The 15,356-nt window shown below is 68.0% G+C and carries 12 protein-coding genes; 8 read left to right on the top strand and 4 right to left on the bottom strand.

Translation table 11 applies throughout. From position 1 onward, the window contains the following. The first annotated feature begins 171 nt into the window (after window positions 1-171). Both AB8K43_RS13600 and AB8K43_RS13595 read left to right on the top strand, forming a co-directional pair. A complete protein-coding gene (locus tag AB8K43_RS13600; RefSeq protein ID WP_370894746.1) occupies window positions 172-1,905 on the top strand; it encodes an ABC transporter ATP-binding protein in 1,734 nt (577 codons plus the stop codon). Beyond that, complete coding sequence (locus tag AB8K43_RS13595) at window positions 1,902-3,899, top strand: ABC transporter ATP-binding protein (protein WP_370894745.1); 1,998 nt, start codon at window positions 1,902-1,904, stop codon at window positions 3,897-3,899. Before AB8K43_RS13600 ends, AB8K43_RS13595 begins: the two co-directional genes overlap by 4 nt. 84 nt (window positions 3,900-3,983) lie before the next feature. Here the strand turns inward: AB8K43_RS13595 and ccrA are convergent, their stop codons facing one another. Then, window positions 3,984-5,324 (bottom strand): crotonyl-CoA carboxylase/reductase, encoded by a 1,341-nt coding sequence (ccrA, locus tag AB8K43_RS13590; protein ID WP_370894808.1) that lies wholly within the window; start codon window positions 5,322-5,324, stop codon window positions 3,984-3,986. Window positions 5,325-5,529: 205 nt separating this feature from the next. Next, the gene (mce, locus tag AB8K43_RS13585; RefSeq protein WP_370894744.1) at window positions 5,530-5,964 is read right to left on the bottom strand and encodes a methylmalonyl-CoA epimerase; all 435 of its coding nucleotides are present in this window, start codon (window positions 5,962-5,964) and stop codon (window positions 5,530-5,532) included. Between the two features lie 161 nt (window positions 5,965-6,125). On the opposite strand from mce, the gene AB8K43_RS13580 reads away from it, so the two are divergent. From AB8K43_RS13580 to AB8K43_RS13555, 6 genes are all read left to right on the top strand, one after another. Further along, on the top strand, window positions 6,126-7,331 hold the full coding sequence (locus AB8K43_RS13580) for an acetyl-CoA C-acetyltransferase (RefSeq protein WP_370894743.1): 1,206 nt from the start codon (window positions 6,126-6,128) through the stop codon (window positions 7,329-7,331). Window positions 7,332-7,400: 69 nt separating this feature from the next. Next, entirely contained in the window at window positions 7,401-7,715 is a 315-nt protein-coding gene (locus AB8K43_RS13575; RefSeq protein WP_370894742.1) for an MTH1187 family thiamine-binding protein, read from the top strand. A 211-nt stretch (window positions 7,716-7,926) separates the two neighbouring features. Continuing rightward, a complete protein-coding gene (locus AB8K43_RS13570) occupies window positions 7,927-8,790 on the top strand; it encodes a hypothetical protein (protein WP_370894741.1) in 864 nt (287 codons plus the stop codon). Between the two features lies 1 nt (window position 8,791). Next, window positions 8,792-9,790: a hypothetical protein gene (locus AB8K43_RS13565; RefSeq protein ID WP_370894740.1), complete on the top strand. Its 999-nt coding sequence runs from the start codon at window positions 8,792-8,794 to the stop codon at window positions 9,788-9,790. Window positions 9,791-9,902: 112 nt separating this feature from the next. Further along, on the top strand, window positions 9,903-10,835 hold the full coding sequence (locus AB8K43_RS13560) for a tetratricopeptide repeat protein (RefSeq protein ID WP_370894739.1): 933 nt from the start codon (window positions 9,903-9,905) through the stop codon (window positions 10,833-10,835). 221 nt (window positions 10,836-11,056) lie between these two features. Continuing rightward, window positions 11,057-11,539 carry a C40 family peptidase gene (locus tag AB8K43_RS13555; protein ID WP_370894738.1) on the top strand — a complete coding sequence of 161 codons (483 nt, stop codon included), beginning with the start codon at window positions 11,057-11,059 and terminating at the stop codon, window positions 11,537-11,539. Window positions 11,540-11,625: 86 nt separating this feature from the next. On the opposite strand, the gene glgB is transcribed toward AB8K43_RS13555, so the two are convergent. Then, a complete protein-coding gene (gene glgB / locus AB8K43_RS13550; protein WP_370894737.1) occupies window positions 11,626-13,935 on the bottom strand; it encodes a 1,4-alpha-glucan branching protein GlgB in 2,310 nt (769 codons plus the stop codon). Continuing rightward, window positions 13,932-15,356: an aminoglycoside phosphotransferase gene (locus AB8K43_RS13545; RefSeq protein WP_370894736.1), complete on the bottom strand. Its 1,425-nt coding sequence runs from the start codon at window positions 15,354-15,356 to the stop codon at window positions 13,932-13,934. Before AB8K43_RS13545 ends, glgB begins: the two co-directional genes overlap by 4 nt.

Genomic DNA, 15,356 nt, shown 5'->3' with positions numbered 1-15,356 from the left:
GGTGGCTCTCCCCCTTCCCTGTCCCCCCCCTTGACGCAAATGCCCGGGCATTTGCGACGAAGAATGCCCGGGCATTTGCGGTGCGAAGAAGGAAGGGGTGGAAGAAGGGGACGGTGGCCCCGGTGTGGTGAGCCCCGTGTGGCTGGTCGTTCAAGATGACACAATCCCAAGGTGCTTCTACGCCTGATCCGCCGCAACTTAGCCGGCATGGGGCCGCGGCTCGCGCTGCTGCTCGTCCTCCAGGTCACCGCGACCCTCGCCTCGCTCTACCTCCCGAGCCTCAACGGGCAGATCATCGACGAAGGCGTCACCAACGGGGACATCGACTACATCCTTCGCCATGGCGCGCTGATGCTCGGCATCACCGTCGTGCAGGTCGTCACCACGATCTGCGCGACCTGGCTCGGTGCCGGGGCGGCGGCCCAGATGGCGGCGCGGCTGCGGGCCTCGGTCTTCCACCGGGTCGGGTCGTTTAGCGCCCAGGAGCTCGCCCGCTTCGGCCCACCGACCTTGATCTCGCGCACGACCAATGACGTGACGCAGATTCAGCAGCTCACCACGATGGCCCTGACGATCCTCGTGAGCGCCCCGATGATGATGGTCGGCGGCATCGTGATGGCCCTGCGCGAAGACGTGGGCCTCAGCTGGTTGGTCGCCGTGGCGGTCCCCGCCCTCGCAGTCTCGGTGGGCCTCGTGATCCGCAAGATGATCCCCAACTTCCGGCGGATGCAAAGGTCGGTGGACTCGGTCAACCGGATCCTGCGCGAGCAGATCACCGGCGTCCGCGTGGTGCGCGCCTTCGTCCGCGAAGAGACCGAGGAAGCGCGCTTCGAAGAGGCCAACACCGCCTACACCAACTCGGCCCTCGCGGTCGGGCGCCTCATGGCCCTTGCCTTCCCCATCGTGATGGTGATCCTCAACGTCTCGACCGTCGCGGTGCTGTGGTTCGGCGCCGGACGCGTGGAGTCCGGCGAGATCCAGGTGGGCTCGCTCATCGCCTTCATGCAGTACCTCATGCAGATCCTGATGTCGGTGATGATGGCGACGATGATGTCGATGATGATCCCGCGCGCTGCGGTCTCGGCGGGTCGCATCGACGAGGTGTTGAGCACCGAGTCGAGTGTGGTGGAGAGCGCCAACCCGGAGCCCATCACCACCGCCAACCCGGGCATCGTGATGGAAGAGGTGGAGTTCACCTATCCCGGCGCGGACTCTCCGGTCCTGCAGGGGCTGAGCCTGCGCGCCGAGCCGGGCCAGACCACCGCGATCATCGGGTCGACCGGGTCGGGCAAGACCACCTTGATCGACCTGGTCCCGCGCCTCTACGACACGACCGGAGGACGCGTCCTGGTCGGCGGTGTCGACGTGCGAGATGCGGCCCTCGATGAGCTGTGGTCGCTGATCGGCCTCGTCCCACAGCGCCCCTTCCTCTTCTCGGGCACGATCGCGAGCAACCTGCGCTACGGCAAGCCCGACGCCACCGAGGACGAACTCTGGGAGGCCCTGACGATCGCGCAAGCGGCCGACTTCGTCCGAGACCTACCCGATGGCCTGGACTCCGAGGTCGCTCAAGGGGGGACGAACCTCTCCGGCGGCCAACGCCAGCGGTTGGCCATCGCCAGGGCCATCGCACGGCGTCCACGGATCTACATCTTCGACGACGCCTTCTCGGCGCTCGACCTCAACACCGACGCACGGCTGCGCGCGGCCCTGGAGCCAGTGACCGCCGACGCCGTCGTCCTCGTCGTCGCCCAGCGCGTGTCCTCGATCGTGACCGCCGACCGAATCCTGGTGCTCGAAGACGGGCGCGTCGTCGGCGACGGTACCCACCAAGAACTCCTCGTCGATTGCCCGACCTATGTCGAGATTGTCGAGAGCCAGGCGACCCGGGAGGAGGCGGCATGAGCGAGGTCCCCACCGCCGAGGAGAAGGCCGCAGCGGCCCGCCGTCAACCGAGCGGTCCGCGGCACGGGCCGATGGCGATGAACGTCCCCGGCGAACGCTCGAAGAACTTCTGGCCGAGCGCCCGTCGGTTGATCGGCGCCCTCCGCCCGGAGCGAGCCCGCGTGATGGCCGCGGTCACCCTCGCCCTCGGTTCGGTCGCGCTCACCGCCGCCGGACCCGCCATCCTCGCCCAAGCCACCAACCTGATCTTCGCCGGCTTTGTCGGTGGTCAGATGGAGCCCGGTCAAAGCGTCGAAGAGGTCGCCGCCGGGTTGCGCGCGAGCGGGCAAAACGAGATGGCCGACATGGTTGCTGCCATGCCCTATCTCGTCCCGGGGCAGGGCATGGACTTCGAGGCGATCGGGCGGGTGCTGATGATCGCGATCATCGTCTACCTGGCTTCCTCGGTCCTGTCCTACCTGCAAAGCCGCGTGCTCGTGACGGCGGTCAATCGGATCGTCTTCGATCTGCGCGCCCAGGTCGAGACCAAGCTGAACCGGCTCCCCCTTCCATACTTCGACAAGCAGCCGCGCGGGGAGTTGCTGAGCCGAGTGACCAACGACATCGACAATGTCGCCCAGTCCTTGCAACAGACCCTCGGCCAGCTCCTGACCAGCCTGCTCACGGTCATCGCGATGTTGACCATGATGATCTGGATCTCGCCGCTGCTCGCGCTCATCGCGATCGTGACGATCCCGATCTCGGTGGCGATCACCGCGGTCGTCGGCAAGCGCAGCCAGCGGTACTTCTCCCAACAATGGAAGTCGACCGGCGAGCTCAACTCCGTCGTCGAGGAGACCTACACCGGCCATGGCCTGGTCAAGGTCTTCGGTCGGCAGCCCGATGCCGAGGCGACCTTCGGAGCGCGCAACGACGAGCTGCGCAATGCCGGCTTCAAGGCACAATTCGTAAGCGGCATCATCATGCCGGCGATGATGTTTGTCGGGAACCTCAACTACGTCGTGATCGCCGTCGTCGGCGGGATCCGGGTCGCATCCGGCTCGATGACCCTCGGTGACGTGCAGGCCTTCATCCAGTACTCGCGCCAGTTCACCCAACCGCTGACCCAGGTCGCGTCGATGGCGAACCTCATGCAGTCGGGGATCGCCTCCGCCGAGCGCGTCTTCGAGGTCCTCGACGCCGAGGAGCAGTCGCCGGACGCGGACGAGGCGCCGACGATCGAGACGGCGTGTGGTCGGGTGGTCTTTGAGGACGTGTCCTTCTCGTACACGCCGGAGCGGCCGCTCATCGAGCACCTGAACCTGCGGGTCGAACCCGGACAGATGGTCGCCATCGTGGGGCCGACCGGCGCGGGCAAAACGACCCTAGTCAACCTGATCATGCGCTACTACGAGCTCAACTCCGGGCGGATCACCCTCGATGGCATCGATATCGCCTCGATGACCCGCGAGGATCTGCGCTCGCGGATCGGCATGGTGCTCCAGGACACCTGGCTCTTCGCCGGCACCATCGGCGAAAACATCGCCTATGGGCGCCCCGGCGCGACTCCCGATGAGATGCGCGCCGCCGCCGAGGCGACCTTCGTCGACCGGTTTGTCCACTCCCTTCCCGATGGGTACGAGACCAAACTCGACGACGAAGGGGGCAATATCTCGGCCGGTGAGAAGCAGCTCCTCACGATCGCCCGGGCGTTCCTCTCGGACCCGGCGCTGCTAATCCTCGATGAGGCGACGAGCTCGGTCGACACCCGCACCGAGCGCCTTGTGCAGCAGGCGATGACCGCCCTGCGCGGGGACCGGACCAGCTTCGTCATCGCCCACCGCCTCTCGACGATCCGCGATGCCGACCTGATCGTGGTGATGGAGGACGGCCGGATCGTCGAGCAGGGGAGCCACGACGAGCTCCTCGCCGCAGGCGGCGCCTACGCACGGCTCTACCAGGCCCAATTCGCTGCTGCCGCAGTCGATTTGGACGCAGAGCCGAGCCACTCCTAGGTCTAGGGCAACACGCAGGAAGGGGGCGAGCCGCACCGGGTAGGTGCCGCTCGCCCCCTTCGCGTGGGCGATCCCCGTAACGGGTCAGGCGTTACGGAAGCGGTTGATCTCGGTCTCGAAGGCCGCCCGCTTCTCGGGGTTGGTGACGCCGAGGCCAGCCTCCGGGGCGAGGGTCAGCACGCCGACCTTGCCCTGGTGGAGGTTCTTGTGCACGTCGAGGGCGGCCTGGCCGACCTCTTCGAGCGGGTAGGTCTTCGACAGCGTCGGGTGGACGAGCCCGCGGTTGATCAGCTCGTTGGCCTCCCAGGACTCGCGGTAGTTCGCGAAGTGGCTGGAGACGATCGACTTGAGGTTCATCCAGAGGTAGCGGTTGTCGTACTCGTGCATGTAGCCCGAGGTCGACGCGCAGGTGACGATCTTGCCGCCCTTACGGGTGACGTAGACGCTGGCGCCGAAGGTCTCGCGGCCCGGGTGCTCGAAGACGACGTCGACATCGTGCCCGCCGGTCAGCTCGCGGATCTTCTTGCCGAGGCGCTGCCACTCCTTCGGGTTCTGCTTGGTGCCCTCTTCGTTCCAGAACTGGTAGCCCTCTTCGCGCCGGTCGATGATGAGCTTGGCGCCCATCGCGCGGCAGATCTCGGCCTTGTCGGGGGAGGAGACGACGCAGATCGGCTCGGCGCCAGCGGCGAGCGCCATCTGGGTCGCGTACGACCCGAGGCCACCGGAGGCGCCCCAGATGAGGACGCGGTCACCGAGCTTCAGCGCGGCGCCGTTCTTGGAGATCAGCTGCCGGTAGGCGGTGGAGTTGACCAGACCGGGGGAGGCGGCCTCTTCCCAGGTGAGGTGGTCCGGCTTCGGCATGAGCTGGTTCGCCTTGACGATGGCGAGCTCGGCGAGACCACCGAAGTTGGTCTCGAAGCCCCAGATGCGCTGCTGCGGGTCCATCATCGTGTCGTTGTGCCCGTCGGCGTCTTCGAGCTCGACCGACAGACAGTGCGCGACGACCTCCTGGCCGGGCTTCCACTTGCTCACGTGGCCACCGGTGCGCAGGACCACGCCAGCGAGGTCGGAGCCGACGATGTGGTACGGCAAGTCGTGGCGCTTGGCGTACTTGTTGAGGCGGCCGTAGCGCTCGAGGAAACCGAAGGTCGAGACCGGCTCGAAGATCGAGGTCCACACGGTGTTGTAGTTGATCGCGCTCGCCATCACGGCGACGAGGGCCTCATCCGGCGCCAGCTCAGGGACCGGCACGTCGTCGATGTGCAGCGACTTGCGGGGGTCCTTGTCGCGGCTTGCCATCCCGGCGAACATCTCGACCTCGTCCTTGTGGACGGTCGCGGCTCGGTAGGTCTCGGGGATCTCCAGCGCCTCGTAGGTCTCCTGCGAGCGATCGCCGGAGAGGATGGCGTCCTTGATTTGCTGCATGCTCATCGGTTTTTTACTAACTCCTCGGCCTAAAGGGTCGTGGTCGGGATGGGTGGATGACGCCACGGCTACCGCTGGGGCAGGCGGTGGCGGTCCTTCGTTCGAACCTACTCATCAAGGGGCCAGCAGGCCTCTTCGTGAGACCCACGGCACGGGTGACCTGGCTCACGTGGAGTCGGGCTGCCCGGCCGAAGGGGGAGATGGCTCAGTGCTCGGCGTCGGCGGCCGGCTCGACCAACTCCACCAGGATGCCGCCGGCGTCCTTGGGGTGAATGAAGTTGACCCGGCTGTTGCTGGTGCCCCGCTTCGGGACGTCATAGAGCAGACGGAGGCCGCGCTCGCGCAAGGTGGCACCGACGGCGTCGATGTCCGCGACCCGATAGGCGAGCTGCTGGATGCCCTGGCCGTTGCGGTCGAGGAACTTCGCGATGGTCGACTCGGGGGTGAGCGGCGCGAGCAACTGGATGCACGATCCGGAGTCCCCGACGCGCATCATCGCCTCGCGCACGCCCTGCTCCTCGTTGGTTTCCTCGTGCGCGAGTTCCATGCCGTAGACATCGCGGTAGAAGGTGATCGCGGCGTCGAGGTCTGGGACAGCGACACCGACGTGGTCGATGTGGGTGAAGAGATCAGCGGTCATATTTCGTAAGCCTAGGGCGCGCTCGGTGCTCCGGTAGGCCGGTGTGGCCACGACCACGGGCCGGGGGCCTGCCCACCCCCTTCGCCCGCGTCGTACAGTGGCGATCAAGGAGCGCGGCGATTGGGCCGCGCCGGATCCACCACTGCCGTTGGAGGCCCCTCGTGTCGCAGTCCGAACGTCCTCAGTCCGTCATCGTCGCCGGTGCGCGTACCCCCATGGGCCGCATGAGCGGATCTCTGAAGGGATTCTCCGGCTCCGACCTCGGTGGTTTCGCCATCAAGGGTGCCCTCGAGAAGGCCGGGGTGAAGGGCGAAGATGTCGACTACGTGATCATGGGTCAGGTGCTGCTCGCCGGCGAGGGCCAGGTCCCGGCCCGGCAGGCCGCGGTGAAGGGCGGGATCCCGCTCGACGTGCCCGCGCTCACGATCAACAAGGTGTGTCTGTCGGGGCTCGATGCCATTGCCCTCGCCGACCAGCTGATCCGCGCCGGCGAGTTCGAGATCGTCGTCGCCGGTGGCCAGGAGTCGATGACCAACGCGCCGCACCTGCTCACCAAGTCGCGTGACGGCTACAAGTACGGCGACGTCACCGTGAAGGACTCGATGGCCTACGACGGCCTGCACGATGTCCTCACCGATCAGGCCATGGGCTCGCTCACCGAATCCCGCAACAGCTCGACCGAGAAGTTCACCCGCGAGGAGCAGGATGCCTTCTCGGCCCGCTCGCACCAGCGCGCCGCCGCTGCTTGGGAGAAGGGGGTCTTCGACGACGAGGTCATCGCGGTGGAGATCCCGCAGCGCAAGGGTGACCCAGTCGTCTTCAAGACCGACGAGGGCGTCCGCGGCGACACGACCACCGAGTCGCTCGGGCGGCTGCGCCCCGCCTTCAACCGCGAGGGCACCATCACCGCCGGCTCGGCCTCGCAGATCTCCGATGGTGCCTGCGCGGTCGTCGTGATGAGCAAGGCCAAGGCCGAAGAGCTGGGGCTGACCTGGCTCGCCGAGATCGGCGCCCATGGCGTCGTCGCCGGACCGGACTCGACCCTGCAGGACCAGCCGGCCAACGCGATCGAGGCCGCCTGCGCCAAGGAGGGCATCGAGCCCTCGGAGCTGAAGGTCGTCGAGATCAACGAGGCCTTCGCGGCGGTCGGTCTCGCGTCGGCCAAGAAGCTCGGCCTCGACGATGAGGTCGTGAACCCCAACGGTGGCGCGATCGCCATGGGCCACCCGCTCGGCATGTCCGGTGCCCGCGTCGTGCTCGCGACGGCCAACGAGCTGAAGCGCCGCGGTGGCGGTGTGGGCGCTGCGGCCCTCTGCGGTGGCGGCGGGCAGGGCGATGCGCTCATCGTGCGGGTCCCAAGCGCCTGATCCGGAGACGAGGACTACCGGTCCCCGTCCCGGTTCGCCGGGGCGGGGACGACCCTTAAGGAGCCGATCATGCTCGTTGCCTTCTCCATCGCCCCGAGCGGCACCGGCCGGGCCGACGGCTCGGTCTCCGAGGCGGTCGCCGCCGCGGTCCAGGTCGTTCGCGACTCCGGCCTGCCGAACCGCACGGATGCGATGTTCACGACGATCGAGGGGGAGTGGGATGAGTGCTTCGATGTCGTCCGGCGGGCGACCGAGGCGGTGGCACCCTTCGGCTCGCGGATCTCGCTCGTCCTCAAAGCCGACATCCGCCCCGGATACGAAGGGGAGCTCGAGGCCAAGGTCTCCCGGGTCGAGCAGGCCCTCACGAAGAGCAACCGGGGCTGACCGCCTCCGTTTCAGCGGCCGAGGGACTCCCGCCACAGCCGACGGAACCCTGGCGGGCGAGCGCGCGTTGGGTACGGGTGGATGCGCCCACCGGCGCTACCCCCGCCCCCTTCGCCGTGACCGATTTGTGACCTTCGCGGGGATTTGCGAAGGTGGGGGGCCTACTCGAGCGCAGTAGCGCAACACCATCGTCGATTGTCAAGGAGCACGCGTGCAGCGGATCATTCGCGCCGTCGGGGTTGTCATTGCCCTGGTCGGGTTGGTCGCGGCGATCATCGGCGGCTGGTTTGTCTCGTCGCTCGGGACGTCGGGGACCGCCACCTTTAAGGCGACCCCCGGGAGCCAGATCGTCGTGCTGGAGCCGACGGTCTTGAACCGCGTCGATCACCCGATCCGGGTCACGGCGACGGCCGGGGATGCCGAGGTCTGGATGGGGACGGCTCGACCCTCCGATGTCACCACCGTGACCCAGGGGGCCAAGGTCACCCGCGTCACCGGCGTCGAGGTGCAGGACTGGGCCCTCACGACGGCCACCGACGAGGGTGACGCAGCGCGCGAGCCGCGTTCGCTCGATGTCTGGCAGGGCATCGTGACCGGCGTGGGTCCGCTCACGACGACGATCGAGCAAGAAGAGGCGCCGCAGACGCTCGTGGTCGCGGCTCCCGAGGGATCGACCATCGACTCGCTGACCTTCACGGTGAGCGATGACGGGTGGTTTACCAAGAGCCTCATCCTCTTGATCGCCGGGCTCATCCTGCTCGTCCTTGGGATTGGACTCGCCGTCCGTCCCCCGGGGGCTCGCCGCCGCACCTCGCGCACGGAACAGCGCGGCGCTGACGACACGCAGGACGCCGAACCCGACGTGCCGGTGGACGCCGAGCCGCGATCCGGCGCCTCCGACGAGACCTCGGTCGAGCTCGAACCCTCCGCGGAGCAGGACACGACGAGAGAGCACCGCGCCGCGCCCCGCGCTGCGGAAGCCGACGTCACCGACCCCGAGACCTCGATCGACACTCAGCCGGAGACCGGCACGCGCCAGCGCGCGCAGACGCCTCCGACGACGCAGGAGCCCTAACGTGTTGCAGCAGACCACCCGCCGCCGCGCCCTCGCCGTGGTGGCCGCCCTCTCCCTCCCTCTTGGTCTCGGAGCGTGTGAGCTCGGATCTGACCTCGCTGGCGTGCATGACGCCCCGGCCGAGGTCACCGACGGCGCCGCGATGACCCCTTCGGCCGCGCAGAAGGTCACCTCCCGGGTCCTCGAGTCGGCCCAGGCGGCCCTCGGCGAAACCGGTTCCGGTGCCGCGAAGGCCCGAGCCGAGGTCCTGACCGGCCCCGCCAAGACCCAGGCGGCCGCGGCGGTTAAGACCAATTCGACGCCGGCATCGGCCCCCGATGTCACCCGTCCCGCCGAACCGGAGGTCTTGGCGGTGAGCGAAGGGGCGCAGTGGCCACGGGCGATCTTGGCGACCACCCGTGACGGCGACGTGCAACGACTCCACCTGCTGGTCGCGGAGGACTCCAAGAGCGCCTTTAGCCTCTTCACCACGGTGGATATGGCAAGCGGTGCCTCGGTGCCGAGCCTCGGCGCGCCCGAGGACGGTGCTGGCGCGCACCTTGGCGAAAAGGCCAATAATGACGCGTTGGCTGCGGCCAACACCTGGGCGAAGGCGGTCGCCTACCCCAAGCCGAAGAAGACCCCGGACTCGGTGTCGGTCAATGACGGCTTCTCGCGCGCCCTGCGGGCCAATGCCGATGAGGCGGCCAAGGAGGTCGGCAAGCTCGGCAAGCTGACCCGGTCGACGACCATTGACGGCAAGCAGGCGGCCTCCTTCGATCTCGCCGATGGCGGCCGAATCCTCTTCGTCTCGGCCACCCGAACCGACACGGTGACGGCGACCAAGGACACCAAAAAGCTCTCGCTCTCCGGAGACGCGGCCAAGATCGCGAACAAGAAGTCCGCGAGCAAGAAGATTGTGTGGACCTACGTCGAGACCGTCGCGATGGTTGTCCCCGAGACCGGCAAGGCCCGGATCGTGGGGGCAGCGGAAAACCTGCAGAAGGTCGTCGCGACCTAAACCCCGTCCATCCGGGCGCGCGGTGGGCGCGGAGCCCCGACGAAAGAGATCGATCGGACGAGCTCTGGGGTGGTGGCATCACGGGCCGGGGCGGTGAGAGACAATGCCTGCCATGAGCGAACCGACTCCTGGCCTGCGCGGCGCTGTCGACCTGACCTCCCTCGGCGCGACCGGCGCCAACGCGACCCCTGCCGCCCCGGGCGGCCAGCCGCCGGGGGGCGCAGCAGCCACCGAGACCGGGCTGCTGATCGAGGGCACGGACGCGACGTTTAACCAGATCGTGAGCCGGACGGTCTCCGTGCCGGCCATCGCCGTGGTGTGGTCGGCGCAGATGCCGCAGTCGCGCGAGCTCTTGGACACGGTGCTCGCCGTGGCCAACGAACTCGAGGGCCGCCTCCAGGTCGTGAGCATCGACATCTCGGCCAACCCGGGCCTTGCCCAGGCGCTCCGCCCGCCGGAGGTGCCGATCGCGCTGGGGCTCGTCCAGGGGCAGCCGGTGCCCCTCTTCACCGGAGTGGTGAGCGCTGCCGAGGTGCGCTCCGTGGTCGACCAACTGCTCGCGCTCGCCGTGCAGCACGGCGTCACCGGCCGGGTGGAAACCGCCGCGGTGGCGGACCAGGGCGAAGAGGAACTCTCGCCGCTGCACCAAGAGGCCTTCGACGCCATCGAGCGCGACGACCTCGAGGCCGCCGCCTCGGCCTACGAGCGGGCGCTCGCCGAAAATCCCAAGGACGCCGACGCAGCGCTCGGACTGGGCCAGGTGCGATTGATGCAGCGCACGGCGGGCGTGGACCTGAACGCCGCGCGCTCTGCCGCGGCGGAGAACCCCGACGACCTCGATGCGCAGCTGCTCGTTGCCGATCTCGACGTGCTCGGCGGCCATATCGAAGATGCCTTCTCCCGCCTGGTCGATCTCGTGCGCCGGACCGCCGGGGATGAGCGGACCCGGGCCAAGGACCACCTGATCGGCCTCTTTGACGTGGTCGGGCCGCAGGACGAGCGGGTGCGTCGCGGTCGGACCGCGTTGATGAGCGCGCTGTTCTAACGTCCCGGTGGCGCACCCCGGGTGACGCCGCAGAGGGGAGTGTGGTTGGGGTCTCGTCACGAAAAGTTGCTTTGCCGTGACCATTTCGTGATGATATTCCCCGGTCGGCGTACCGCCACAGTGGATCAGGCTCATCGTCGAGCTGCAGGCAGCCCCGTCGCTCGCGATGAGGTCGCCACTCGCCCGACCGTGTCCCTGACCCCTGCGGAAGACATCGATTCGTGCGTTATGCCCTCAAGCCCACTTCATTCCTGGCCGCCGTTGCCCTGACCACGAGCGGCTTCGTCGCTGCTCAGGCGGTGACTCCGCCCGAGGCCGAAGCCGCGGTCGTCAAGACCTCGTCGACGCGCGCCAACAAGGCCGCCAAGCTCGCCAAGACCCGGGTCAACAAGACCCCGTACCGCCGCGGCGGTACCAGCCTCACCCGAGGCGCGGACTGCTCCGGGTTCGTCCAGGCCGTCTACAAGAAGCAGCGCGTGAAGCTCCCGCGCACGGCGACGCAGCAGCGCCGCGCCACCAAGCGCATCAGCCGAGGCAAGGTCCGCGCCGGCGACCTCGTCTTCTTCGGCAGCCGCAACAACCCGTACCACGTCGGGATCTACGTCGGGAAGGGTCAGATTGTCGACTCGCCCGGCAGCGGCCGCAAGGTCAAGAAGCGCAAGATCTGGACCAACCAGGTCACCTACGGCACGCTCCGCCGATAGTCGACGCGTCCTCGCCGACCCCAATGATCGAAAGGGGGTGTGCCGACCAAATCTGGTCGGTACACCCCCTTCGTCATGCTCGGCCGCTAGTGCTTCGGCGTGACCTGCTCGACGTCGAGGGACTCGGCCATCGGACCGGTCACCACCTCGGTCGGTTCGAGCGCGAGCACCTCGGGCTCCTCCTCGGAGGCGGCAGCGGGGGTGGTCTCGATCAGCTCGACATCGGGCACCAGGTAGACCCCGCTCAGTCGGGCGGCGCGAATCCGCGTCGAGTAGGGCTGTCCCTGCCACGGGACATCCTCGGTGTCGACGACCACGCCGGCCTGGCTGGGTGAACCGGCCTCGTCGAAGCCGGAGCTATCCATCACGATCCGCCAGCGCCCGGGGCGAGGAAGCCCGATCCGCAGGTCATCGCGGTCGGACCCACCGAAGTTGATCACGGCGGCGACCACATCGCCGGAGCGGTCCTCGGTGCCAAAGCGCAGGAACGAGACGGTGTTACCGGCATTGTCATCGGCGTCGAGCCACTCGAAACCGCTCGGGTGTGAATCCAGGGCCCAGAAGGCCGGGTGCTCGCGGTAGAGCCCGTTGAGTTCCTTGACCAGGTTGTGCACCCGATAGTGCGCCGGGTAGTCGAGCAGGTGCCAGTCGAGGGAACGACCCTCGCCCCACTCGGAGGTCTGCGCGAACTCGCACCCCATGAAGAGGAGTTGCTTACCGGGGAAGGCCCACTGATAGGCGTAGAAGGCGCGCAGCGTCGCGAGTTGGTCGCCGTCGCCGCCGGGGATCTTGCGCGGCATCGACCCCTTGCCGTGCACGACCTCGTCGTGGCTGATCGGGAGCAGGTAGTTCTCGCTGTACGCGTACATCATCGCGAAGGTCAGCAGGTTGTGGTGGTATTGCCGGTTGATCGGGTCCTCGGCGAGATAGCGCAAGGCGTCGTTCATCCAGCCCATATTCCACTTCAGGCCAAAGCCGAGCCCACCGCTCGTCGTCGCCTCGGTGACCCCGGGCCATGAGGTCGACTCCTCCGCGATCGTGACGACCCCTGGTACTCGCTTGTAGGCGGTGGCATTGGCCTCCTGGAGCAGGCCAATGGCCTCGAGATTCTCCCGACCCCCGTGGACATTGGGCAGCCACTCGCCGTCGCGGCGCGAGTAGTCGAGGTAGAGCATCGAGGCGACGCCATCGACGCGCAGGCCATCGATGTGGAACTCCTCCAGCCAATAGAGGGCGTTGGCGACGAGGAAGTTGCGCACCTCGAGCCGCCCGAAATCGAAAATGAACGAGCCCCAGTCGGGCTGCCAGCCGCGCCGGGGGTCCGGGTGCTCGTAGAGCGGGAGCCCGTCGAAGCGGGGCAGGGCCCACTCATCGGTCGCGAAGTGCCCGGGCACCCAGTCGAGGATGACGCCGATCCCGGCCTGGTGCAGCGCGTCCACGAGATAGCGGAAGTCATCGGGGGAGCCGAAGCGCGCGTTCGGCGCGTAGTAGCTCGTGACGTGGTACCCCCAAGACGGCGGGTAGGGGTGGTCCATGACGGGCAGCAGCTCGACGTGGGTGAAGCCGAGATCGCGCACATAGTTGACGAGATGCTCGGCGAGATCGCGATAGGACATCCCCTGACGCCAGGAGCCGAGGTGCACCTCGTAGATGCTCATGGGTCCGTTGTGCGGGTTGTGGGTCGCGCGATGCTCCATCCACCCGCCGTCGCCCCATTCGTACTCGCTCGCGGTCACGACCGAGCCGGTCGCCGGCGCGATTTCGGCGAGCCGTGCCATGGGGTCGGCCTTGAGCCGCACCACGTCATCGGCGCCGCGAATCGCGAACTTGTAGGTCGTGCCATCGCCGACCCCGGGGACGAAAAGCTCCCAGACGCCGGAGGAGCCGAGGCTGCGCATCGGGTGACTGACGGGGTCCCAGCCGTTGAAGTCCCCGACGACGTGCACCGCCTTCGCCCGCGGTGCCCAGACCGCGAAGGAGGTCCCCTCGACATCGCCGAGCGGCCCCACGTAGCGACGCACATGCGCGCCAAGCACCGTCCAGAGTTGCTCGTGGCGCCCTTCGTTGAAGAGGTGCTGGTCGACCTGACCCAGGGTCGGGGCGAAGCGGTAGGGGTCATCGGCCTCGTGCTCGACCCCATCGCCCCAGGTCGTGAGGACGCGGTAATCCATGGTCCGGTCGGCGCTCGGGTGCGTGCCAGCGAAGATCCCATCACCGATGTGCTCGAGCGTCACCACCTCGCCGTCTTCGAAGCGCACCCGCACCTGCTCGGCGAGGGGGCGAAGCACCCGGACGGTGAGGGCACCATCGACGAGGTGTGCTCCGAGCACGTCGTGGGGCAGCGCATGGCGGCCGTGCGACAGCGCCCAGAGGGCGGAAGGGGGGATAACGCTCACGGGGCAACCTCTTCTAGGAGTCGGGTGATAGCAATCGTCGGGATGGGCAGCCAGGTCGGCCGGTTCCGGGCCTCGTAGATGACCTCGTAGAGGGCCTTATCGACCTCGAAGGCGCGCAACAGTTCGGGATACGCGAGGCGGGGGTCCTGACCGACACTCGCGTAGCCGTCGAGGAAGGCCGTCCGGGCCGCCTCGACCCAGGCGCTGGCATCGACCGGCCTAGCACCCCGAGCCAAACTGCCGCCGACATAGTCGAAGGAGCGCAGCATCCCCGCGATATCGCGAAGGGGGGAATCGAGCCGGTTGCGTTCGGCGAGGGAGCGCAGCGGCTCGCCCTCGAAATCGATCAGCACCCAGCCCCGATCAGGCACATCGAGGACCTGTCCGAGGTGGTAGTCACCGTGGATTCGCTGCATCGGGGGCCACGGGAGGTCGGAGAGCATCGCGTGCAACTCCCGCGCGGCGGGGACGACGGTGTTTAAGGCGGGGACTTCGTTGGTCGCGAGCGCGAGGCGATGACGCATCCCCGCGACGATGTCGGCGATGCGCTCGGCGCTCGCGTCCTCGGTCGGTAGGGCGCGTGCGAGCGCTGAGTGCACTTCGGCGGTGGCCACGCCAAGGGCGAAGGCGCGCTCGGTGAAATCGGTCCCCTCCGCGGCGAGGTCCAGCGCGACCCGCCACGCGTCGGCAGCGCCGGGCAGGAACTCCTGGGCAAAGACGAGGTGCCCGTGATCGCGGGTCGTCCCGTCCGGGCGCTCCCACGCCCCGGCGACATGCCCGACGGTCGCCGGAATGAAGGGGGAGTGCCACGCGGCGAGCGCCCCCTGGATCACGACGTCGGGGTTTTCGCCAGGGGAGAGGGTACGAAAGACCTTCGCGATGACCGGGCGGTGACTCCCTTCGTCGTCGGTGAGGTCGTAGATGATCGAGGTGTTGGACTGCTCCCCGGTGAGCACGCGAGTCTCCCGAAGAGTCCACGGGACGGTCCACGCAGGGTGCGGAGCGCCCGCAATATCGAGATCCGGAGTATCGCTCCGGCTCCCGTGCTGGGCCTCGGCTCGCCCATCGATCAGGGCGAGGAGTTGGGCGGCGTACACCGGATCGTGGGGGCCGTCGTAGACCCACCGATGACCGAGGACGGGGTGCTCGAGCTCCCCGACGAGAGCGGCTTCGCCCCCTTCCAGCGGAGCCCCGCGGTAGGTGAGCGGCACCTGGTAGATCGTCGGTTCCGGGCCGGCCTCATCGAGGAAGATGATCGTCTCGATCCCGACCTCGCCGGCCGGATCGTCGAGGCGCCAGGAGTCCAGCCGCCGAAGTCTCGGGGTGCGCCCCTTGGCCGCATACCACCGCTGCCCGCCCATCCAGGCGGTCACGAGGTCGTCCTTGCCGGGCGTCAGCGTGACGTCGTAGATCGTCGCCAT

The organism is Janibacter sp. GXQ6167 (genome assembly GCF_041365945.1).
Taxonomy (GTDB): Bacteria; Actinomycetota; Actinomycetes; order Actinomycetales; family Dermatophilaceae; genus JBGFSK01.
The sequence above is the reverse complement of the archived record's forward strand: the minus strand, read 5'-3'. Positions and strand labels throughout refer to the sequence as shown.